Raw genomic sequence first — 21247 nt, forward strand, 5'->3', positions numbered from 1 at the left:
CAAATCGTCCTCGGACATGTCGGAGCCCCCGCTGCGCACTTCGCGCGGCGGGGGCTCCTCCGTCCTGCGGAAAGATTTGGAGAGTAACCCTGTGCCCGGCCTGCGGTAACTAAGGGGTCGCTGCGTTTTATTTGGGTGCAGCAGCGCTATGCTTGGGGGCTGAATTGCACTTGGCTGGGATGGGCCCGTTTCCCGGAGGAAGCCCTTGCTTGGTGCGGGCCTGTCTTGTTTGTTGCCGAAAAAACAGGGGCGCCCTCTTTGGGGACGCCCCTGTTCTGGCTTGTATGTGGTTGTTGAGGCGATACTTTGCCTCGTCTTGTCCTAGGCCAAGAACTCCTTGGTGGTCGCCACGATGTTGGCCGCGTCCAAGCCGTACTTGTGCAGGAGCTCGGCGCCCGGGCCAGACTCACCGAAGGTGTCGTTGACGCCGATCTTCTTGAGCGGCGTCGGGCACTGCTCGCACAGGACGTCGGCAACGGCGCTGCCCAGGCCACCGATCACGGAGTGCTCCTCGACGGTCACGACGTGGCCGGTCTTGGTGGCGCTCTTGACGATCAGGTCGGCGTCGATGGGCTTGATGGTGTGCATGTTGATGACCTCGGCATCGATGCCCTCGGCAGCAAGCTGCTCAGCAGCCTCGAGCGCCTCGCCGACCATCAGGCCGCAGGCGATGATGGTGACGTCGGTGCCCTCGCGCATGACGATGCCCTTGCCCAGCTCGAACTTGTAGGTCTCGGAATCGTTGATGACCGGCGAGGCCAGACGGGCGAAGCGCATGTACACGGGGCCGTCGCACTCGTAGGCGGCGCGCGTCACGGCGCGGGCCTCGACGTCGTCGGCGGGAACAATCACGGTCATGCCGGGGATAACACGCATGAGGGCGATATCCTCGCAGCACTGGTGCGTGGCGCCATCCTCGCCCACCGAGATACCGGCGTGCGTGGCACCGATCTTAACGTTAAGGTGCGGGTAGCCGATGGAATTGCGGACCTGCTCAAAGGCGCGGCCGGCGGCGAACATGGCAAAGCTGCTCGCGAAGGCAACGCGGCCGGTGGTTGCGATACCGGCGGCAACACCCATCAGGTTGCTCTCGGCAATGCCCACATCGAAGAAGCGGTCGGGGCAGGCTGCCCTGAACTTGCCAGTCTGCGTGGCGGCGGCCAGGTCGGCGTCGAGGACCACAAAGTCATCGTGCTCGTTGGCGAGTTCGACGAGGGCCTCGCCGTAGCTTACACGCGTGGCGATTTTCTTGACGTCTGCCATCCTAGAGCTCCTCTCCGGCGGCCGTGAGCTCTGCCATGGCCTGCTCAAACTGTTCATCGTTGGGGGCCTTGCCGTGCCAACCAACCTGGTTCTCCATAAAGGACACGCCCTTGCCCTTCAGGGTCTCGGCGATAATGGCGGTCGGCTGCCCCTTGGTGGCGCGAGCCTCGGCAAAGGCGGCGCGGATCTGGTCGAAGTCGTTGCCGTCGGCGAGCTCCACCACGTGGAACTTAAAGGCGCGGAACTTGTCGGCGAGCGGCATGGGGTCGTTGACCTCCTCGACGGGGCCGTCGATCTGCAGGCCGTTGTGGTCGACGATCACACAGAGGTTGTCGAGCTGCTGGTTGCCGGCAAACATGGCGGCCTCCCAGACCTGGCCCTCCTCGCTCTCGCCATCGCCCAGCAGGGCGTACGTGCGATAAGTATCGCCCCAGTGCTTGGCGGCAACGGCCATGCCCACGGCGGCGGAGATGCCCTGGCCGAGCGAACCGGTGGACATGTCAACGCCCGGAGTGTCGTTCATGTTGGGATGACCCTGCAGGTGGCTGCCGATGTGGCGCAGCGTCTCGAGGTCCTCCTTGGGGAAGAACCCGCGCTCGGCGAGCACAGCGTACAGACCAGGTGCACAGTGGCCCTTGGAAAGCACAAAGCGATCGCGGTCGGCCTTGCGGGGATGGGCCGGGTCGACGTTCATTTCCTCAAAGTACAGATAGGTCATGATGTCGGCAGCGCCGAGCGAACCGCCCGGATGGCCGGACTTGGCAGCGTGCACGCCGGTGACGATGCCCTTCCTTACCTCGTTGGCAACCTTTTTGAGCTCTTCGTCGCTCATTGTGCCTTCCTTTCATCCTCATTAGACAAAATGCGCACGGCACCGAAGGTAATCCCAACACAGCCGCAATGCACGTACGTCATTCATTATGCTGGAAACTGATGGCTTTACCAGAGTTTTTATCATTATTTGAACAATTTAGCAGGCAGAACCGCTGATGAAACGGTTTATCAATGTGAACGTCTTTTGGATGGAACGCGGTCGCCCCTACGCGTTAATGTCCTTAAAGCCCTCGCCGAAGGCTTCCGTAACGTCGGCAACCGTCACGATGGCATGAGGATCGCGCTCGCGCACAATCGTCTTGAGGGTATTGAGCTCTCGACGGCTCACGATGACCATAATCACCGGCTTCTCGGCACCCGAATACATGCCAGTCGCCTTAAACTTGGTACAACCACGACCCAGGCCATACATGATATCGGCAGCGATATCAGGGAACTTGTCCGAGATGATGAGTACCATACGGCGCTTGTTGCCACCATCGACCACGGCATCGATCACGTAGCCGCTAATGACCATCGAAAGGCCTGCATATAGTGCGTTTTCGATTGAAAAGACCGGAGCCGATAGCGCGCATACGGCAACATCGATCGCCATGACGGTCGAGCCCACCGGCAGCGAGGTGTTACGCGAGATGATTTGGCCAATCGTGTCCGAGCCGCCGGTGTTGGCGCCGGCGCGCAACACCATGCCGTAACCGATGCCCGTAATAATGCCGCCCCACATGGCAGGGAGCATCAGGTCCGCATCCGCCAGAGGTGCTACAAACGGGGCGAACAGATCGGTAAAGAAGCCCAGCAGCACAAAGCCCGTCGCGGTCTGCACCACGTAGAACATGCCGCCCTCGCGCATAACGACCAACAACAGCAAGGCGTTCATCACGATCGTCTGAATACCAACGGGAAGCGATAGGCCGCGCGCCGCGCCGACCGCCTGGATAATGGTGGCAAGGCCCGTAACGCCACCGGCGGCAAGACCGTTGGGAATCAAAAACAAGTCGGTCGCGATGGCGGCCAAGGCACACCCCAACATGATCTGGGGCAGGTCGTGAAAGAAGTTCATCGAAAGAATGCGCTTGATGTCCAGACGATATGCCATGCTGCCTCCCTCAAAAAAGCGCACCCCATCGGATGCGCTTTGAACTTCTTCTTGTATTCGATTCTACCGATTCGCCGAACAAAAACCACCCCTGCGCAGGGTTTATTCTGGATACAAACCCGTCCAACCGTTGGGCTTGGCATCGGCTTGAAGCCGCCCGATGTTTTAGACCTCCGAGCCTTCTGCATCGGCGTTGCCGGTGGCCCAACGATGGTAGCCAATAACAAACGGGTCCAGGTCGCCATCGTCAAGGACGGCCTCGACATTGCTGGTCTCCACGCCCGTGCGTAGGTCTTTGACCATCTGGTACGGGTAGAGCACGTAGCTGCGAATCTGGTTGCCAAAACCAATCGTGGTCTTGGGTCCGCGAATCTCATCGAGCGCCTCGGCGCGCTTCTCGAGCTCAATCTCGTACAGGCGAGCCTTGAGGATCTGCATGCACGCGGCCTTGTTCTGGATCTGGCTGCGCTCGTTTTGGCAGGTGACCACAATGCCGCTGGGGAAATGCGTCACGCGCACGGCGGAGTCGGTGGTGTTAACGCCCTGACCGCCCGGGCCGCTCGCGTGGTACACGTCCACGCGGATGTCATCGGGACTGATTTCGATGTCGATATCATCGGGTAGCACGGGGATGACCTCGACGCCGGCAAACGTGGTCTGGCGGCGCTTCTTGTCATCGGTGGGGCTAATGCGAACCAAGCGGTGGACACCGGCCTCGGCGCGCAGCATGCCAAATGCGTCCTTGCCCTCGACGGTAAAGGTCGCGCGGTCGATGCCGATGACCTCGGCCGCGGGACAGTCGTTGATGGTGACCTTCCAGCCGCGACGCTGGCAATACTTCATATACATCTTAAAGAGCATGAAGGTCCAGTCCTGGGCCTCCAGACCACCCTGTCCGGGCTTGATGGTCACAATGGCATCGCCGTGATCGAACTCACCGGTAAACCAGCTCGAAAGCTCAAGCTCATCGATGGCACGGGCCAGGCGCTCAGCCGTGGCTGTAGCCTCCTCGCGAAGGGCGACGGCGTCGGGGTCATCCCCCATCTCCTCGGCAAGCTCCAGCGCGGCGCGGGCATCGGAAAGCTCGCCGCGCGCGGTGTCCACGGCAGCGATATCTTCCTTGGTGCGCGCGATCTCCTCCATGGTGGCACGGGCGGCGTCGGCGTCATCCCAAAAGCCAGGGGCAACACTTTTGGCCTCGAGCTCGAACACGCGGGTACGCTTCTCGTCCAGGTGGAGATACGACTCGACCTCACCGAGCCGGTCCGCAAACGCGTCCAGCTCGGCGGGCGTTACCTCTAAAGCCTCAGCCATTAACGATTCCTGCCGTGGCAGTACTTAAACTTCTTGCCGCTACCGCAGGGGCACGGGTCGTTGCGGCCCACGTTGACGTACGGATCGTCGCTCTCGGACTTGCGATAGGTGGTCACCTTGCCACCGTTGTTGACGGCAGCCGGACCACCCTGGACAGCCGTGCGGGCCTGCACCTGCGCCTGCTTGCGCAGCACCGAGCCGCCGTTGTCACCATCGACCTCGGCAGGACCGGAGAAGTGCGCACCCTCGAGCGCGGGCTCCTCCTTGTGCTCCACGGCACGCGGGGCAGCCTTGATCTCGATGCGCAGAACCGTACGCAGATAATCCTCGTACATGGTATCGACGAGTATCTGGAACGCGCCGTAGGCCTCGGTCTTGTACTCAACCAGCGGGTCGCGCTGGCCAAAGCCGCGCAGGCCGATGCCGGTCTTGAGGTAGTCCATCTCCTGCAGGTAGTTCATCCAGCGGGTATCGATGACGCGCAGCATGACCTGGGTGTTGAGCTCGCGCATCAGGTCCTCGCCCAAGCGCTCGGCCTTCATGTTGTAGCACTTCTCTACGTAAGCCAGGACATCGGCAGCCAGGGCCTCATAATCCTCGTCGGGGAACTTCGGCGTATCGATGTGGCCGGTGAGCTCCACAACCCACTTGCGCAGACCCTCCAGGTCGCGCTCGCCATCGTGGCTGTCCTTGGTGCAGAACTCCTGCACGCAGCGGTACACGGTGTCGTGCATGACCTCGGTGATGTGGTCGGTCAGGTCCTTGCCGTCCAGAATCTTATTGCGCTCGGCGTAGATGACCTGGCGCTGCTTGTTCATGACGTCGTCGTACTCAAGGACGCTCTTACGCATGGAGAAGTTGATGCTCTCGACCTTGTGCTGGGCGCTCTCGACGGCCTTGGAGATGATCTTGTGCTGAATGGGCATGTCGTCGCCCATGTCGGCCGTGACCATCATCTTGGAGACGCGGTCCATCTTGTCGCCGCCGAACAGGCGCATGAGGTCGTCCTCGAGCGACAGGTAGAACTGGGTCTCGCCTGGATCGCCCTGACGGCCGGAACGGCCGCGCAGCTGGTTGTCGATACGGCGGGACTCATGGCGCTCGGTGCCGATGACGGTCAGGCCGCCGGCGGCAAGCACGCGCTCGCGCTCGGCCTTGCAAGTCTCCTTGGCCTCGGCGTTAAACTGCTCGAGCTGCTCGGGCGTCACGTCCTCCATGGTCAGGCCCTCGTACTCCAGGCGCTCGCGCACCAGCTCGTCGGGGTTGCCGCCCAGCAGGATGTCGGTACCACGACCGGCCATGTTGGTGGCGATGGTCACGGCGCCGTAGCGTCCGGCCTGGGCAACGATGTGGGCCTCGCGCTCATGGTGCTTGGCGTTGAGGACCTCGTGAGCGATGCCGCGCTTGGTAAGGGCGGAGGACAGCTTCTCGGAGCTCTCGATGGAGACGGTGCCCACCAGGACCGGCTGGCCCTTGGCGTGACGCTGCTCGACATCGTCGGCGACGGCGTTGTACTTGGCCTGAATGGTGCGGTACACCAGGTCCTCGTGGTCCACGCGCTGCACGGGCTTGTTGGAGGGGATGACCTCGACGGGCAGCTTGTAGATCTCGCGGAACTCGGCATCCTCGGTAAGTGCCGTACCGGTCATGCCGGAGAGCTTGTCATACAGACGGAAGTAGTTCTGCAGGGTGATGGTGGCCAGCGTCTGATTCTCCTCGCGCACGAGCACGCCCTCTTTGGCCTCGATGGCCTGGTGCAGGCCCTCGGAGTAACGGCGGCCTTCCATAATGCGGCCGGTGAACTCGTCGACGATCTTGACCTCGCCGTTGGTGACCACGTACTGCTTGTCGCGGTGGAACATGTACTGGGCCTTCAGCGCCTGCTGCAGGTGGTTGACAAGCTGACCGGAGAGATCGGCATAGATGTCATCGATACCCAGGCGGCGCTCGATCTTCTTAAGGCCGCGCTCGGTGGCGGCAATGGTGTGCTTGGCCTCGTCCATGACATAGTCGCCCGTGGGCTCGACGTCCTCGGTGGCGGTGAGCATGTCGTGCGACACGTCCTCGCCGCGCTCAAGGCCACGCACGGCACGCGCGAAGTCCTTGTAGGTACTGGCGGACTTGGTGCCAGCGCCCGAGATGATCAGCGGGGTGCGGGCCTCATCGATCAGGATGGAGTCAACCTCGTCGACGATGGCGTAGTTGTGACCGCGCTGCACGCGCTGCTCGGGACGGGTAACCATGTTGTCGCGCAGGTAATCAAAGCCGAACTCGGAGTTGGTGCCGTAGGTGACGTCGGCCTGGTAGGCCGGGCGCTTGAGCTCGAGCGGCATGTTGTTCTGGAGCAGACCGACGGTCATGCCCAGGTACTTATAGATGCGGCCCATCCACTCGGAGTCGCGCTTGGCAAGGTAATCGTTGACAGTAACGACGTGCACGCCCTTGCCGGCAATAGCGTTGAGATAGCCGGCCAACGTGGAGACGAGGGTCTTACCTTCGCCAGTCTTCATCTCAGCAATGTGGCCCTCGTGCAGTGCCATGGCGCCAATGAGCTGCACGTCAAAGTGGCGCATGCCCATGGTGCGCTTGGAAGCCTCACGCACGGTGGCAAAGGCCTCGGGAAGCATGTCGTCGAGCGACTCGCCGTTGGCGTAACGCTCGCGGAACTTATCGGTCTGGCCGCGGAGCTCCTCCTCGGTCATCTTCTCAAACTGGGGCTCAAGACCGTTGATCTGGTCGACGATCTTGTAGTAGCGCTTAAGGTCCTTATCGGATCCAAAGGACAGCAGCTTTGACATGAATCCCATGTGGTTTTCCTTTTTGGCCATCGCCCACGCCGTGCAGCTGCGGGCGAGTTAAACACAGATGATTGTACTTTAGCCAAACAAGGCGCGGCCTATACGGTCGACCTCGACCGCCACGTAATAACTACGACCAACCTGCCAAAAGGGGACTGGTTTATTTTGGCAGTTTTTATCTGGGCAAACGCCGCCTCTCTGCCATTTGGTGCAATGGGGGCAGGTTGGTTTGCACCAATAAAAAGAAAAGGACCGCGCACCCAAACGGATGCACGGCCCTTATGCCATGAATGCGAGTGATTCCGCGGCGAGCTATTTACTCAGCAGCCTCGGTGGTCTCGGCCTCGGCAGCGGTCTCCTCGACGGGAGCCTCTGCGGGAGCCTCGGCGGCCTGCTTGGCAGCCTCCTCGGCAAACTTAGCGGCACGCTTAGCCTTCTCGGCAGCCTTAGCCTCAGCGGCGGCCTTGCGAGCGGCCTCGGCCTCAGCAGCCTTGGCGGCCTTGGCAGCCTTGGCCTCCTCAGCCTTCTTGAGCTGGGCGGCAGCGGCGCCACCGAACTTGTCGGCGAAGCGCTGGACGCGTCCACCGGTGTCGACGAACTTCTGCTGGCCGGTGTAGAACGGATGGCACTCGTTGCAAAGCTCGACCTTCATCTCGGACACGGTAGCGTGCGTCTTGAAGGTGTTGCCGCAGGAGCACGTCACCGTGCACTCGACATACTGGGGATGGATACCCTGCTTCATGGTAGGACTCCTTATTGGTCAGGCGCTGGTTACCGATCAGCGCATAAGGCGTCTTGGTTTCCGACCAAGACAACAAACTTGGCTATGGTACCACGGCGCCGCGTGTCCCACAAAAGGTTCACGGTCTTTTCGGAACGACACGAGCTGGACCTTAAATATCAACTTCATCCGAACACTCCCCCACATTCATCTCTCGTATGTATCGAGGTATTCCTGCTTGAGCGTCTGCGAGGACGACTCGGTCTTTTCCACGAGCGTGCCGGCCTCGATGAAGTAGAACGAGTCGGTGAGGTCTGCCAGGTCGTCGAGCAGATGGCTTGAGATGAGCACGCTGCGTCCCCGCTCCACCTCGCTGCGCATCGCGTCGCAGGAGGTTTTCCGTTTTCCCGGATCGAGGCCGTTCAGCGGTTCATCGAGGATGAGGTACGGGCAATCGGTCGCTATCGCCATGGCAAGCTTTACCTGCTGCTTCATTCCTGTCGAGAGTTTACGGGTCGGCTTGTCGAGATATGGGGAGATTCCGAGGGAGTTGCAGAGCGAGTCGATGTCGGCGGCCGATTTCCACGCCTCCCTAACGAAAGAGAGGTGCTCGCGGGCCGATAGCGTGGGGTAGAGATCCGCGCCGCCCGAAGAGCTCAGGTAGACGAGTTCTGCGAATTCGGCTGATCGACGTTGGTAGATTCCGTCTGCCAACAGGCTTCCCGAGCGGATGCGGGTGGGAAATTGGCCCGACAGCGCTTCAAGAAAGGTGGTTTCCCCGAGCCGTTGGGAGCGACGAGCCCCGCCGCCGTTCCCGGGCTCAGGAAAAGCGATCCGATTGAAAGTATCGTCGTGCTTCCGTATCCCACGCTCACGTCCAGAAGCTCGAGCCCATGGTGCTTTTTCGCGGGTCCAGACTGTTTGGGCGAACGCGTCGCAACGGCGCCGACCGCGAAAAGGACCGCGACGTATACCAGGGCCACGGCAAGCATCGATGCGCCGCCCGAACCGGAGCCAATGAATTCCGTCGGGAAGCATCCTACGTAACCCGTTGCCTCGATAGGCGAGAACACGGCCAGCGGCAGGAGCTCGAGCGCGGCATTATGCCCCAGTGCCGAATCGGACAATAACGGGAATGCCGGGGCCGCGACAAGCAACGCGGAGGTAAGGGGGCCCGCGAAGACGCGCCTCGTTGCGGTCGATAGGACGACGGAACAAACGGATATCAAGGTTCCACCCGCGAGCAGCGCGAGAAGTATGGTCGTGAAGACGTTTCCCGCGGTCGTGGTAGTGAGCGCGCCGTTATGGAAGAAGGCGATCGGGTACCCGATCTGCCCGAAGCCGTTTAGGGCCAAGGCGCAAATGCCCCCGGGTGCAAGGCCGGCGAGGAGCATCGCGGTCCCCGCGCCAATTATCGAAAACACGGTTTGGATAAGGCGCCGGAATTTGGGCACGGGCGCCTTTGCCGCCAGGGTCGCAGGCCTTGTGGCGCCGAGCACGAGTATCGACGAGAGAAGGAAGGGGATGAAGGGAAGGAAGGACGGCGCCTGGGCAATGGCGTAGGGCAGGAAGGAGAGGAACGGCAGGTCGTTTGCGGAGGCCGGGATATCCGCGATGCCGGAGCTGCTCAGGGCACGGCAATATGCGAGCTCTGCGTCATTGGTCTCCTGGTCCCCCACGATGGACCCGGATTGGAAGCCCTCGTCCATGAGCGCGTAGTAGCTCTCGGCAGAGTCGAGAAAGGCGGCGTCGGTTTGAGCGGCGAGGGCGGCGTTCGCGTATCTTGCAAGCTCAGCGTCATCTTGCTGCTCTGGCGATAGGTCTGTGCCGCTGGCCTGGGGCGCGCGCGTATTGAATGCGTCGACAAAGCCCTGCATGCCCTGCTTCATAAAGAAGGGGCCGTAGATGGGTGAATTGAACGCAATGGGGATGGAGAAGGCTGCAGCAAGAACGAGCGTGGAAATCCATACGGCCTTGTCTCTTAGGATTAGTTTGAGAAGAAGTCGACAGTACATTCAGAAGCACCTGCATTCCTCAAAGAATCGTTAGATTAAAAGTAACAGACCGGATGAAGATGCGTAAGATGGGGGCGAGGCGAATGGCTGAACGGTATCGATACGCGGGTTCAACGGTATCACATTGGCCACATAGATTTTTAACTTGCATTTCTACCCGCCCTTTTCGTAGAGTCGCCGATACGTGCTTAGCGCACCCTCGGCGCGTCCGGCAGGCTTTGCGAAATGGGATCCAGGAGACTTCGGCGCAGCATCATCTTGCGGAATGCTTCTAATGAGCCTCCCATCCTTCAAAAACAGAATCTCATCGCACAGCCTATCGACCGAATCCAAGATGTGGGATGACATGATGATGCACGTACCAGAATCGGCCAGCTTCCTGAGAATCTCGGAATGCAAGTCCACCCTGCTGGGGTCGAGCGCGTTCATGGGCTCATCTAATAGAAGGTACCGCGCGCCCGTCGCATACGCAATCGCCAGGGTAAGCTGCTGCTTCATGCCCTGGCTCAGAGTGCGGATCCTCATCTTCGCGAACTCGCCTATCTGCGTTTGTTCCACTATCTCTTCGATATCGCGAGCATGCGGCCACATATCGCAAACCATCTTGAGGTGATCTTCCGCACGCAATCCGGGATACAGCAGCGTCCCCTCACCAGGTGCATAGAAGATCATAGAACGGACCTCTCTCGCACCCGTACCCTGCACCTCATCCAGAACGATGCTCCCGTCCACGCGAGGACCCGGCAAACCTGCCATCGCACGCAGCAACGTCGTCTTTCCATGCCCGTTCGGAGCGACGAGACCGTAGACCGTACCCGGGGCAAACTCAGCGTTCACCGAATCTACGAGCACCTTCTTTCCATAAGAGATCGTCAGCGTTTGAAGGTCAATCATCGAGATCATCCCCTTTCGATCTTTGGAACACTCAGGCGCACCATCAACGGAGATACGGCGCCCAAGACCACCAGCAGAGCGCCCGATGCGCCGACGACCTCTCCAAAAGGCATCGCGTTCGTCCCTCGCCCAAGGAACCCAATCGTCCCCACCTGGGAAGCGGGATCAAACGAGGCGAATGGAGCCAGCAGCGCGACGCCCATGCCCACGCTTTCAACATGAGCGCTCAACGAACCCAACACCAAGAGAACCGCGCAAACCATTCCGGTGACAACGGGGTTGCGGCTAATCGCTGCTGTCAACGCAGCGACGACGGAAATCACGCCGTATGCCATGACCAGCAACGGAATACTGCACAACACCGCCTCCCCCACCGTGGACGTTGTCGAAGCTCCCGCCCGAATGAGAGCGACGGGATACTCCGATCCACCCGCACCGTTCTTAATCACGGACACAACGACAGCGGGAACCATCGACACCAAAAGCAGCACCAAGCCAAGCAGGAGAGCCAGCGCAACAGCCGTCAGAAAACGCACATGCGCTGTTGCGGGGATCTGGAGAACCAGAAGGGAACGACACTGCAGGTGGGTGCACGCGAGCGATGTGACAACCACGGGCAACAGCAAAAATAAGGAGGGAAGCGCTGCCTGGAGATACGAAAGGAGGATTAATGGGGGCATCTTCGTACTTAACTCGTAAACCTTGGGGTCCGGCAAGTTCGCGATCGACTCAAGCAGAAGGGCGCGCGCCTCCGCACGAGAAGGAGTCTCCGGCTCGATTCCGATCGATTGCAGGAGAGTCGCATCTGCCGCGCCCAGCTCACCTCGAGCGCGCTCGTACGTCGCAAGGCTTCGAAACCCCTCCGCAGGCATAGGCGCGTACACGAAACCCGAAAGAGCATCCCGCATGTCTTCCAGGGCCGCTTTGCCCTCGACGTCCATATTCGCAGCGTTCTGCTCTAGATACCGATCTATTGAACGGAGCTCCCCATCCCTATACCGAACAGCGGAAACGTTATCAGCGTCAGGAAACATCTCGACCAGAGCCGGGGCCAGCATCGTCGTCGACATTGCAATCGCGCATACGGCGAGGGTAGGAGAACGCAGGAGCAGTTTCCCCATCGTTCTTACGTATGCAACGGCGGAGGCACAAGCGCTCGAACGAGTTGCCGTTCTCGATGCAGTGAAGGAACCTCTCTCAAGACAAATCGGGGATATCGGGCACGCGCAGCCGCTCTTTCCAGCAACGCAAAGCAGGCTAATTGCCAGCACCTCGATCCCGATTGCGCATACGAGGGCAATCGCGCCACGCTCGAAGCAAAGTCCAGGCAGATTCACTATCTGCGTTGTCGGGTACGGGCTATAGGCGCCGACGGTCAACTCAGTGTTCGCATACGTAAGGGGATTCAACAGGGCGAACTCACGTAAAGCGATGGATCTTCCGTAATACCCGGGAACCATCGTCACCCCCATCAGGGCACATACGAACACGATTCCAAGCGTAGGGTTATTGGCAATCTTCACGGCAAGGTGAACGACAAGCGAGATGAACGCTGCCACCAAGAATTGCAAGATGGCCGTCTGCGCGAACACCAGCCAAGCCGGTTTGATAACCGGAGTCGCATATTGAATGTAGCCTATCGGATAGAACGGCGAGCCCGGGCCATTCTTCACAAGCGCGGCGATTATCCCTGGAAGATTGATGGCGAGGACGGCAAGCATTGCAAAAACACTCGCCCATACGCTCGATGCAACAAGTCTACCCAGCTCGCCCATCGGTGCCTGGATGATGAGCTTTTCACGTTTGTTAAGACGCGCGGCAAGGAACGAGACGGCAACGGCCGTTGCGACCCATAGCAAGTACTCCTTCGATCCGTCATAATAGGTGTACTCTCCATCCGATATCTGCAGAAACGGAAGTAGGGGAGAGAGCGGTGCCAAGATAAGACGTCCCGCGGCAAGAGGGTACAGAAGCGCGGGCATGCTTGATGAAGAGGTATAGACACCGTCCTCCCCCGCATTCACAAGCGCATCCGCATAGGATGCTGACAATTCCTGCTCAACACGGGTTATTCCCGACTCGAGGTATTCGACCCGTCCGTCGATGCCAGCCGCGCTCCTGAAGACGGGCAGAGCACAAAGAACCATCAACGCAACAACGACAACACAGAGCGACCTGGAGGAGAGAAGCGACCTAAAGATCGCCTTCGAGATTTTGAGCATATTCATCGCCAACCTTAACCTCATCCAGTCGGAACAGAGGGGCCGAACAAAATGCTCGGCCCTTATTACTTGCCGGCAAAGTCAATTTAACATAAACTGTTAAAAAGTAACCTGAGTTTTTTAAATTCTTCGGAGGTTATTATGAGTTCCGACAATCGCACTCCCCGGCTTCATTCCTTCCGCATCGCATGTGCGATAGCCTCTGCGACCCTTTGCGCCACCGCCATCGCACAAGTGGCGTTCTCCTTAAAGCCAGCAATCGAAGTGCTCGACAACCCTGTAATTGCAGACTCCCCCGCGTATCCAGCCCTTGCGATCTCGACATTGGTCCCTGCCGTCATCGGTATCGCTACGACCATCCTCAGCGCCGTTCTCGTGTGGACGATCAAGAGCGGAGACCCCTTCAAGAAAGGGTCTGCGACATGCTTGAAGGTGCTCGGCATTCTCTTCGTTGTTCAAGCTGCCACCAGCCTCTACGCCGGCTCACTCAAAACCTCCGTTTCGATGTTTGGCGGCGAGGGGGCCGTCGGCGCCCAAGAGATCGCTTCATCATTCGATTGGACCTCTCTGGTTCTCGGCATCGTCCTGTTCATGCTTTCCCAGCTCTTCTTGTACGCCCGAGAGCTGCACCTCGACTCCGACGAGATTGCGTAAGGAAACGCCATGCCCGTAATTGTTCGCCTCGACAAGATCATGGCCGAGCGAAAGATTTCCTCGAACGAACTTGCCGAAAGGATTGGAACCACGCCCGTGAACCTGTCCCGCATTAAAAAAGGGCATATTCGCGGCATTCGCTTCAACACACTCGAGCAGCTATGCCTCGCCCTTCGTTGCCAACCCGGAGACCTTCTCGAAGTCATGAGCGAAGAGGATGCCCGAAAGGAGTTCGGACTCGATTGGTCCGCCGAGGATTAGAGGGCGGTCGTACTCGCCCTGCGCACGGGGATGCGAATCGGCGAGGTCTGCGGCCTTCGGTGGTGCGATGTGGATTTCGAGACGGGCCTGATCTCGATCAGACACTCGGTGGCGTACGCGAAGGGAATGGGTTCGTTCATCAAGGACGCCATGGCGACGCTCAACGTCTACGCCGACATCGAGCCCATCTCCAAAATCCATAACATGCTGCGCGCCACGCCGTGCCTTTGGCGCGGGCACCTCGGGCCGAGGGTCGATCCGGGTCCCATGTTCCAACAGAGGATCCAGGAGTCCATCGAGACGCTCCAGGCGTTCGGCTACGGCATCACCGAGCCGGACGACCGAAATATCGCCATACGCGACGTGAAGACGAACAGTTGGCTCTAGCTCACCGAGTACGCGGCAGTGCTGGGCCCATCCCAACTGAGGTCACGGTGGTCCGATAGGGGCGCCGCCCGCGGCATGCGCCGCGGAGCGGTATCCCCTACCGAAGGGCGGGGATGCCCTCCGCTTCCAGTTCGGAATCAGCCGTCGGAGGCGTTCGGCTGACTGCGGGAACGGCCTGTCCGCTCAATGTGTTCGGCTGAGATCGGAAATCAACCCAACACGAGCCGGACACGCGCCAGACGGCTCTTCCCCGTACGGCCTTCCCCCTTACGCTCATGTTGCAGGCATGTAACGCCGCAGCGAGCGCGCCTTTTTTGCGCCAGACAGGTACAATGATGAACACTGTACCGTAGCGGAGCGCCCCGCGCGCACCGCAACCACGCGAAAGGGTTTCCCATGGCCGAGATCTCGTCCTCCCGCATCGTCATCACCGTCCTTGGCAAGAACCGCCCCGGCATCGTCGCCGGCGTCACCCGCGTTTTGGGCGAGGCCAACGTCGACATCCGCGACATCACGCAGTCCATTATCGAGGACATCTTCACCATGACCATGCTGGCCGACACCGCCGAGTCCAAGCTCGACTTCGCCGAGCTGCAGAAGGCGCTGGCCGAGGCCGGCGAGCTTTCGGGCGTCAACGTGTCCATCCAGCGCGAGGACGTCTTTAACTTTATGTACCGCCTGTAGCGAACAAGCCGCTCGGGGCAGCTTGACGTCATATCGTCCAAGCGCGCGGCCCCAAAGCGGACCGGAGAGGAGCGCGCATGGCCTACGACGCCAAGAAAATCTACTACCGCTTCGACGATCACCTGAGCCGCCTGGTTCTGGATTACGAGGCGAGCCGTCAGATTTCGCCCGAAAGCGAAAACCTCTACCACGGCCTGCCGACCGCCCCGTACGACGAGGACCTGTTCGTAGAGCACAACGTCAAACGCGGCCTGCGCAATGCCGACGGCTCGGGCGTGGTCGCGGGCCTTACCCGCATCTCGGACGTGCACGGCTACAACAAGGTCGACGGCAAAGTCGTGCCCGATCAGGGCAAGCTCACGCTTCGTGGCTACAGCATCGAGGATCTGGTCAACAACGCCCAGGCCGAGAACCGCTACGGCTACGAAGAGGTCGCCTACCTGCTCATCACGGGCTCGCTGCCCACCAAAGAGGAACTCGACGGTTTTTGCGGACGCCTGGGTGCTTTTAGGCACCTGAGCGACGAATTCGTCCGTGAGTTCCCCATGACCACGGTGTCGTCGAGCATCATGAATGTGCTTCAGCGCGCCGTGCTGCTGCTCTACGCCTTCGACGCCGAGCCCGACGCCATTACACCCGAACACGAAATCGACGTCGCCATCTCCATGCTCGCCCGTCTCCCCCGCATCGCCGCCTTCGCGCATATGGCCTCGGTCGCCAAGCGCCGCGGCTCCGAGGTTCATGTGCCGCACCCCACACCCGGCCTCTCCACCGCTGAGACCATCCTGCAGGTCCTACGCGGCGGCATGGCATTCACCCGCGACGAGGCCATGCTGCTCGACGTGATGCTTATGCTGCATGCCGAGCACGGCGGCGGCAACAACTCCACCTTCGCTTGCCGCGTGCTGTCGTCTTCGGCCACCGACCCGTATTCCGCCTACGCCGCGGCTATCGGCTCGCTCAAGGGCCCGCGCCACGGCGGCGCCAATGCCAAGGTCGTGTCTATGCACGAGGACATCCGCGCGCATGTCTCCAACTGGGAGGACGAGGACGAGGTCGCGGCCTACCTGGGCAAGATCCTCGACAAGCAGGCCTTCGACGGCACGGGCCTCATCTACGGCATGGGCCACGCCGTCTATACGCTCAGCGACCCGCGCGCCGAGGTCTGCCGCCGTTACGCGCGCTCACTGGCAGCCAAGAAGGACTTGGGCGAAGAGTTCGCACTCATCGAGCGTATCGAGCGCCTGGCACCGCAGGTGATGCGCGACCACGGCATGACCAAGCCCATCTGTGCCAACATCGACCTGTACACGGGCTTTATCTACAAGATGCTCGGCGTACCCGAGACGCTTTTTACGCCGCTATTCGCCGTCGCCCGCATGGCCGGCTGGTCGGCACACCGCATGGAAGAGCTCTTCTGCGCGCACCGCATTATTCGCCCCGCGTATCGCCCGGTTATCGAGCCGCTGGAGTACAAGCCGCTCGCCGATCGCTAGGACGCGGACCGTTATAGAACCCGAGCGTGGCCAGGGCATCATCGCCCTCGGCCACGCTTTTTATGCCAGCAGAAAGGGCTGCATCAAATGATTGTGTTTTCCGATATGGATGGAACGCTGTTGACGAGCGATAAGCAGATGAGCGATGCCACCTGGGCGATGCTCGACGAGCTCGCTCGACGCGGGATTGAATTTGTGCCCTGCACGGGACGTCCGCTGTCGGGCATCTTTGAGCCCATCCTCGCCCATACCGCCGTGCACTATGCCGTTTGCGCCAATGGCGCCAGCGTCTGGCAGCTCGACGACGATGTGCCCACCGACGCCTCGCGCGCCACGTGCATCTTGAGCCGTCCGCTCGATTGCGGCATTGCCCATCGCATCCATCGCATCGCCGCCGGCCACGATGTGACCTTCGATATCTTCGCGGATGGGCAGTGCTTCCTCCCCCGCTCGCTCTACACGCGCCTGGACGAATTCTGCGGCGGCGACCCCCACATCGCGGCTTCGCTCAAGCGCACACGAACACCGATCGACATGGATATCGACAGCAAGATCGACGAGGTCGAGACGCTCGAGCGCATCGCCATGTACTGGCACAACCCGGCTGATCGCGACGCCATCGCGGCGGAACTCGACACGCTCGGAGGCATTGAAGTCACGCGTTCGTACGCCATGAATATCGAGGTCATGGGCGAGGGTGCCACCAAGGGAACGGCCCTCACGTGGCTATGCGAGCATCTGGGCGAGCGTCTCGCCGACGCCTGGGCCTTCGGCGACAACATCAACGACATCCCCATGCTGCAGGCAGCGGGCCACGGCATGGCCATGATCAACGCCGAGCCCGAGGACCGCAAGGCCGCCGACGCCATCACCGAGTTCGACAACGACCACGACGGCGTCGCCCGCACCATCATGACCGTCCTCGCCTAGTCATTGGACGTTCTTAAACGACTAGTCGTTGGGGACACTCTTCGCGAAAAGCTGCAAGAACTGTCCCCCACTGCCGGCAGAACAAGAACGTCCCCATCTGTCGGATTAAGCGAGGCCCTCCAGCACGCGACGAAGCTCCTGCTGGACGGCGTGGTCGCGGTTACAACCCACCACGCGATCGGCCACCGCCTTGAGCGCGGGGCGCGCGTTTTCCATCGCGCAGCCCGTGCCGACAAAGCGAATGATCTCGTAGTCGTTCATCGAGTCGCCAAACGCCATGACCTCGTTGCGTTCAATGCCGTAATGCTCCGCGAGCTGCGCGATACCCGAGGCCTTCGACACACCAGGCTGCATGGCATCGATCCACGCGTTGCCCGAAGGTGCAAAAGTAAAGAGCTGACCAAGTTCGCGCTGTAGCACGTACGCACTGTCCATAACGGCACCGTCATCGCAAAAGATGCTCGCCTTGATGATATTTGCGCTGGGATCGGGCAGCTCCCAAATGCGCTCGGCATTGGGAAGGTCCTTATCGACCTCACGCACGAACTTGCACTCGTCATCGAGCAGGAAGGACTTGGTTCGGTCAAAGAGCGCAAGATGCAGATTGGGAAACGTCCTGACGGCTTGGGCGAGCCTTCGAATCGCCAGGTGCGAATACACCTCACGGTCTACCATCTTACCGTCGGCGTAGACCTGGGCGCCGTTAGCGGCGACAAAGTCCATCTTGTCGCGAACGGGCGCAAAGAACTCACACAGGCGATCGTAGCGACGACCTGACGATGCGGCGAAATGCACGCCATGCTCGTGTAGCGCCAGAATCAGTTCATAGGTCTCGGGAGGCACCTGGCCGTTTTCGTCAAGCAGTGTGCCGTCCATATCGGATGCAATCAGTTTAAACATAGAAAAGCTCCCTTCGGGCTTGTTGGAATCGAACGCGTATCCGATTCCAACGTACCCAAAGGAAGCTCAAATAAGACTCCGCGGGCGTAAACGTTGCAAGGACCTGGCAAATAGCTCACACATGCCAGAGGTCCTACGGTCGCGGCGTCAGGCAGCCCGCCAAAGAGTGTCCCCGACGGCTAGTCGTTTAAGAACGTCCCCGATGACTAGTCGGCGTAGGTGAAGGTCGTGACGTCGAACATGCCCTCGGGGCGGATGCGGAGCGTCGGGATGACCGGCAGGGGCAGGAAGATGATGCCCATGATAGGGTCGAGCGGCGGCTCAATACCCATGGCGCGCGCCTTGACCATAAAGTCGTCGTGCTGCGCGGCAACGTCCTCGGCCGTGCCTTCGCTCATCAGGCCACCGAGCGCCAGCGGAATGCGCGCCACGACCTCGCCGTTGCGCACCAGCACGTGACCACCTTGGCCCACGGCCTCAACGGCGGCCATCATATCGGCGGCGTTGTCGCCCACCACGCACACGTTGTGCGAGTCGTGGCCGATCGTGGAGGCAATGGCGCCACCCGTGATGGTGAAACCGCGCACCCAGCCGCGACCGATATGCTTGCCGACCAGGCCCAGGCCAGCGGGGCCGTCGCCGTCGGCGCCCTCGGCCTGCAGCGACACGCCGCGGCCATGGCGCTCAATCAGCATAATGCGACGCAAGTCCTCGTCAGTCTCGGGACGAACCATGCCCGTGATGGCCTTGCCCGGCACCACGTCAATCACGGCCTCGCCCGGCTTAAAGGCATAGTCGAATACGTCGAGCGAAAGCTTCGGCAGCTTAACGGAGGCACGCAGCTCATCGGCAAGGGCCGCAACCTCGGCCATCTCGGGTGCGATCTCGCCCACAAAGGTACCGTCCTGCGCCACCAGAGCACCGGCGGCATATACGCGATGCGGAGCCGTGGCAAACGTCAGGTCATTGAGCACCAGCAGGTCGGCACGCTTACCCGGGGCAATCGCACCGCGGAGCTCATGCGGGTCGCGGCAGCCGTGATCCAGGCCAAACGCCTCGGCCGTGGAGAGGGACGCCATAGAGATAGCGACCACGGGGTCGATACCGGCCTCAATCGCCACGCGGCAGGCATTGTCGATCATGCCGGTTGCAAGCGCATCGGAAGGGGCGCGGTCGTCAGTCGCAAAGCAGCAGCGGCGGGCGCGCGCGGGATTCTCCAGCAACATCGGAGACAGGTTAGCCAGGTCATGGCTGCACGTACCTTCGCGCAGCATCACATACATGCCGCGAGATAGCTTGTCGAGTGCCTCCTCGGGAATCGTCGACTCATGGTCGGCGATAATGCCCGCCGCGGCATAGGCGTTGAGGTCCTTGCCGGCAACGAGTGGGGCGTGACCGTCAACCTGTTTGGACGGCGTCTGGTTGGCAGCGTCGATACGAGCACAGGTCTCGGGATCGGCCATAAAGACGCCCGGCAGGTTCATCATCTCGCCCAGACCAAAGACATCGCCCGGATGCTCGGCAAAAAACGCCTGCATATCGGCAGCCGAAATAACGGCACCGGCCTGCTCATCGGGCAGCGCGGGCACGCACGAAGGCATCATGTACTTGATGGAGATGGGTGCGCGGCGGCCATCCTCAATCATAAAGCGCAAGCCGTCGAGACCGGCAACATTGGCAATCTCGTGGCTGTCGGCAATGGCAGTGGTGGTGCCGCGCGTCGCCGCCATGCGCGCATACTCGGCGGGACGGATGTTCGAGGACTCGATATGCAGATGTCCGTCGATAAAGCCGGGGGCGATATAGCGACCCTGACAGTCAATGACCTCGGTCGCCTCGTAGGTGCCGGCGGCATCGTCGCGACCGTTGTAGAGCACGCCGACGATTACGCCATCCTTGACGGCAACGCTACCGGGCGCCACGCGCTGGCCATATACGTCGACAATCTGCGCATTGGCAAACAGCGTGTCGACGGGCACGCGACCCTCGGCTGCATCGATCACAGACCTCATGACCTCAACGGACATACATACTCCTTTAACTGTAGAAATAACTGCGGAGCGGACGAGCCTTCACCGCAGCAAGCCAATAGCAATTGTATGCCCAAAAGAAGGTCCCGCTAACACCCCATCCGCTTAACGGCACACGCCGCTTGGCGCAATGGGGACAGGCTGCTTTGCACCAATGACAAGGAGTGTCCCAAAGTGCCGGCACAAAAGGAACGTCCCTAACTGCCGCATCCGGAGCAAGACAATGCCGCGGGTAGAGGGCGCAATAGTCGTTGGGGACGTTCTTAAACGACTAGTCATTCAAGAACGTCCATTACAGTCGAAATTGTCAGCCCGGGACCATCTCGGGCTACGATTGAGGCGCGCCCAGAACGGGCCGCCGACCGGGCGCCCGCGCACGGCCGAACGTCCCTGCCCCCGAGAGGGCCTGTTGGGTGCTGCCGGCGCGGGGCGCGCCGCCCCCGACGGCTGATAGGAAAGTGCCGGGCAGGCGCCGCGGCTGGTAATGTGAGTGCCGAGGGGGAGGCCATCCGGTCGAACGACTACCGGAAGGATACCACCGTGAAAGCGCCATCCACCAGACCCGCGGCCGTGCTCGGCCTGGACGTCGGCAAGTCGTCGCACTGGGCCTGCCTGATCGACCGCGACGGGGAGGTGCTGGCCAGCGCCCCCGTCCGCAACAGGGAGGCCGAGCTCGACGCGCTGTTCGCCTCCGCGCCCGCCGGCACGCTCGTCGTGGTCGACCAGTTCCGCAACATAGGGTCCCTCG

At 60.8% G+C, this 21247-nt stretch carries 19 protein-coding genes; 7 read left to right on the forward strand and 12 right to left on the reverse strand.

Annotated features, from left to right (window positions below):
• Window positions 1-321: 321 nt before the first annotated feature.
• The 10 genes from KSY82_RS03290 to KSY82_RS03330 all read right to left on the reverse strand — a co-directional run bounded on the left by KSY82_RS03290 (window position 322) and on the right by KSY82_RS03330 (window position 13163).
• Window positions 322-1263, reverse strand: coding sequence for a transketolase family protein (locus KSY82_RS03290; protein ID WP_217750263.1), 942 nt, complete (start codon window positions 1261-1263; stop codon window positions 322-324).
• Window position 1264: 1 nt separating this feature from the next.
• The gene (locus KSY82_RS03295) at window positions 1265-2095 is read right to left on the reverse strand and encodes a transketolase (RefSeq protein ID WP_117634793.1); all 831 of its coding nucleotides are present in this window, start codon (window positions 2093-2095) and stop codon (window positions 1265-1267) included.
• Window positions 2096-2302: 207 nt separating this feature from the next.
• A complete protein-coding gene (locus KSY82_RS03300) occupies window positions 2303-3193 on the reverse strand; it encodes a YitT family protein (RefSeq protein ID WP_217750264.1) in 891 nt (296 codons plus the stop codon).
• A 165-nt stretch (window positions 3194-3358) separates the two neighbouring features.
• Complete coding sequence (gene prfB / locus KSY82_RS03305) at window positions 3359-4507, reverse strand: peptide chain release factor 2 (RefSeq protein WP_217750265.1); 1149 nt, start codon at window positions 4505-4507, stop codon at window positions 3359-3361.
• Window positions 4507-7314 (reverse strand): preprotein translocase subunit SecA, encoded by a 2808-nt coding sequence (gene secA / locus KSY82_RS03310; RefSeq protein WP_217750266.1) that lies wholly within the window; start codon window positions 7312-7314, stop codon window positions 4507-4509. The genes prfB and secA overlap by 1 nt, the downstream gene beginning before the upstream one ends.
• A gap of 307 nt (window positions 7315-7621) precedes the next feature.
• A complete protein-coding gene (gene rpmE, locus KSY82_RS03315) occupies window positions 7622-8047 on the reverse strand; it encodes a 50S ribosomal protein L31 (protein ID WP_055285657.1) in 426 nt (141 codons plus the stop codon).
• A 186-nt stretch (window positions 8048-8233) separates the two neighbouring features.
• On the reverse strand, window positions 8234-8782 hold the full coding sequence (locus KSY82_RS03320; protein WP_254881698.1) for an ABC transporter ATP-binding protein: 549 nt from the start codon (window positions 8780-8782) through the stop codon (window positions 8234-8236).
• The gene (locus tag KSY82_RS10345) at window positions 8683-9915 is read right to left on the reverse strand and encodes a P-loop NTPase family protein (protein ID WP_254881700.1); all 1233 of its coding nucleotides are present in this window, start codon (window positions 9913-9915) and stop codon (window positions 8683-8685) included. The genes KSY82_RS03320 and KSY82_RS10345 overlap by 100 nt, the downstream gene beginning before the upstream one ends.
• Window positions 9916-10194: 279 nt before the next feature.
• On the reverse strand, window positions 10195-10935 hold the full coding sequence (locus tag KSY82_RS03325) for an ABC transporter ATP-binding protein (protein WP_117769450.1): 741 nt from the start codon (window positions 10933-10935) through the stop codon (window positions 10195-10197).
• Window positions 10936-10940: 5 nt separating this feature from the next.
• A complete protein-coding gene (locus tag KSY82_RS03330; RefSeq protein ID WP_217750268.1) occupies window positions 10941-13163 on the reverse strand; it encodes a hypothetical protein in 2223 nt (740 codons plus the stop codon).
• Between the two features lie 135 nt (window positions 13164-13298).
• On the opposite strand from KSY82_RS03330, the gene KSY82_RS03335 reads away from it, so the two are divergent.
• The 6 genes from KSY82_RS03335 (at window position 13299) to KSY82_RS03360 (ending at window position 17569) form a co-directional block, all read left to right on the forward strand.
• The gene (locus tag KSY82_RS03335) at window positions 13299-13811 is read left to right on the forward strand and encodes a DUF2975 domain-containing protein (protein ID WP_217750269.1); all 513 of its coding nucleotides are present in this window, start codon (window positions 13299-13301) and stop codon (window positions 13809-13811) included.
• Window positions 13812-13820: 9 nt separating this feature from the next.
• On the forward strand, window positions 13821-14072 hold the full coding sequence (locus KSY82_RS03340) for a helix-turn-helix domain-containing protein (protein ID WP_006235292.1): 252 nt from the start codon (window positions 13821-13823) through the stop codon (window positions 14070-14072).
• Between the two features lie 18 nt (window positions 14073-14090).
• The gene (locus KSY82_RS03345; RefSeq protein ID WP_303246696.1) at window positions 14091-14459 is read left to right on the forward strand and encodes a site-specific integrase; all 369 of its coding nucleotides are present in this window, start codon (window positions 14091-14093) and stop codon (window positions 14457-14459) included.
• Window positions 14460-14855: 396 nt separating this feature from the next.
• Window positions 14856-15143 carry an ACT domain-containing protein gene (locus KSY82_RS03350; protein WP_006235289.1) on the forward strand — a complete coding sequence of 96 codons (288 nt, stop codon included), beginning with the start codon at window positions 14856-14858 and terminating at the stop codon, window positions 15141-15143.
• 77 nt (window positions 15144-15220) lie between these two features.
• Window positions 15221-16639, forward strand: coding sequence for a citrate synthase (locus KSY82_RS03355; protein ID WP_217750271.1), 1419 nt, complete (start codon window positions 15221-15223; stop codon window positions 16637-16639).
• Between the two features lie 87 nt (window positions 16640-16726).
• A complete protein-coding gene (locus tag KSY82_RS03360) occupies window positions 16727-17569 on the forward strand; it encodes a Cof-type HAD-IIB family hydrolase (RefSeq protein ID WP_217750272.1) in 843 nt (280 codons plus the stop codon).
• Window positions 17570-17674: 105 nt separating this feature from the next.
• On the opposite strand, the gene KSY82_RS03365 is transcribed toward KSY82_RS03360, so the two are convergent.
• Together KSY82_RS03365 and KSY82_RS03370 are read right to left on the reverse strand one after the other, a co-directional pair.
• Complete coding sequence (locus KSY82_RS03365) at window positions 17675-18469, reverse strand: Cof-type HAD-IIB family hydrolase (protein ID WP_217750273.1); 795 nt, start codon at window positions 18467-18469, stop codon at window positions 17675-17677.
• Window positions 18470-18675: 206 nt separating this feature from the next.
• A complete protein-coding gene (locus KSY82_RS03370) occupies window positions 18676-20496 on the reverse strand; it encodes an adenine deaminase (RefSeq protein WP_217750274.1) in 1821 nt (606 codons plus the stop codon).
• A gap of 543 nt (window positions 20497-21039) precedes the next feature.
• Between KSY82_RS03370 and KSY82_RS03375 the strand changes: the two genes are divergently transcribed.
• A partial coding sequence (locus KSY82_RS03375; RefSeq protein ID WP_217752367.1) for an IS110 family transposase occupies window positions 21040-21247 on the forward strand: 208 nt, incomplete at its 3' end.

The organism is Collinsella aerofaciens, from assembly GCF_019131995.1.
GTDB classification, from domain to species: domain Bacteria; phylum Actinomycetota; class Coriobacteriia; order Coriobacteriales; family Coriobacteriaceae; genus Collinsella; species Collinsella aerofaciens_S.

Bases quoted from the DNA above. Each gene is read 5' to 3' on its own strand.
- prfB (WP_217750265.1), bottom strand. From the start codon at position 4,507: ATGGCTGAGGCTTTAGAGGTAACGCCCGCCGAGCTGGACGCGTTTGCG.
- KSY82_RS03300 (WP_217750264.1), bottom strand. From the start codon at position 3,193: ATGGCATATCGTCTGGACATCAAGCGCATTCTTTCGATGAACTTCTTT.
- KSY82_RS03365 (WP_217750273.1), bottom strand. From the start codon at position 18,469: ATGTTTAAACTGATTGCATCCGATATGGACGGCACACTGCTTGACGAA.
- KSY82_RS10345 (WP_254881700.1), bottom strand. From the start codon at position 9,915: ATGAAGCAGGGCATGCAGGGCTTTGTCGACGCATTCAATACGCGCGCG.
- KSY82_RS03355 (WP_217750271.1), top strand. From the start codon at position 15,221: ATGGCCTACGACGCCAAGAAAATCTACTACCGCTTCGACGATCACCTG.
- KSY82_RS03340 (WP_006235292.1), top strand. From the start codon at position 13,821: ATGCCCGTAATTGTTCGCCTCGACAAGATCATGGCCGAGCGAAAGATT.
- KSY82_RS03330 (WP_217750268.1), bottom strand. From the start codon at position 13,163: ATGAATATGCTCAAAATCTCGAAGGCGATCTTTAGGTCGCTTCTCTCC.
- KSY82_RS03295 (WP_117634793.1), bottom strand. From the start codon at position 2,095: ATGAGCGACGAAGAGCTCAAAAAGGTTGCCAACGAGGTAAGGAAGGGC.
- KSY82_RS03370 (WP_217750274.1), bottom strand. From the start codon at position 20,496: ATGTCCGTTGAGGTCATGAGGTCTGTGATCGATGCAGCCGAGGGTCGC.
- KSY82_RS03360 (WP_217750272.1), top strand. From the start codon at position 16,727: ATGATTGTGTTTTCCGATATGGATGGAACGCTGTTGACGAGCGATAAG.
- KSY82_RS03290 (WP_217750263.1), bottom strand. From the start codon at position 1,263: ATGGCAGACGTCAAGAAAATCGCCACGCGTGTAAGCTACGGCGAGGCC.
- secA (WP_217750266.1), bottom strand. From the start codon at position 7,314: ATGGGATTCATGTCAAAGCTGCTGTCCTTTGGATCCGATAAGGACCTT.
- KSY82_RS03335 (WP_217750269.1), top strand. From the start codon at position 13,299: ATGAGTTCCGACAATCGCACTCCCCGGCTTCATTCCTTCCGCATCGCA.
- rpmE (WP_055285657.1), bottom strand. From the start codon at position 8,047: ATGAAGCAGGGTATCCATCCCCAGTATGTCGAGTGCACGGTGACGTGC.
- KSY82_RS03325 (WP_117769450.1), bottom strand. From the start codon at position 10,935: ATGATTGACCTTCAAACGCTGACGATCTCTTATGGAAAGAAGGTGCTC.
- KSY82_RS03350 (WP_006235289.1), top strand. From the start codon at position 14,856: ATGGCCGAGATCTCGTCCTCCCGCATCGTCATCACCGTCCTTGGCAAG.